Here is a 251-nt window from a genome sequence, read left to right as displayed (position 1 = left end):
GTGGTTCGAGTCCACTTAGGCCCACCATATATCTTTCATAATGGGGCCTTAGCTCAGCTGGGAGAGCGCCTGCCTTGCACGCAGGAGGTCAGCGGTTCGATCCCGCTAGGCTCCACCATGTCGCTTTACAGCACATGCATTTGTTCCTTGAAAACTAGATAATCGTAAGTAAGAAGAACCAAGAAGAAAACCGAGTGATCGCCATTTTAGTTTTCTCTCTATTCAATTAGAGAAATGACCTTTTAGGTTAA

The 251-nt window shown here is 45.8% G+C and carries 1 tRNA gene; it reads left to right on the top strand.

Going from position 1 to position 251, the window contains the following annotated elements:
• The first annotated feature begins 42 nt into the window (after window positions 1-42).
• Window positions 43-118: transfer RNA gene (locus tag M3593_RS23880), tRNA-Ala, on the top strand.
• Window positions 119-251 lie beyond the last annotated feature (133 nt).

The organism is Mesobacillus sp. MER 48 (assembly GCF_023714225.1).
Lineage (GTDB): Bacteria > Bacillota > Bacilli > Bacillales > Cytobacillaceae > Mesobacillus > Mesobacillus oceanisediminis_A.
The sequence above is the reverse complement of the archived record's forward strand: the minus strand, read 5'-3'. Positions and strand labels throughout refer to the sequence as shown.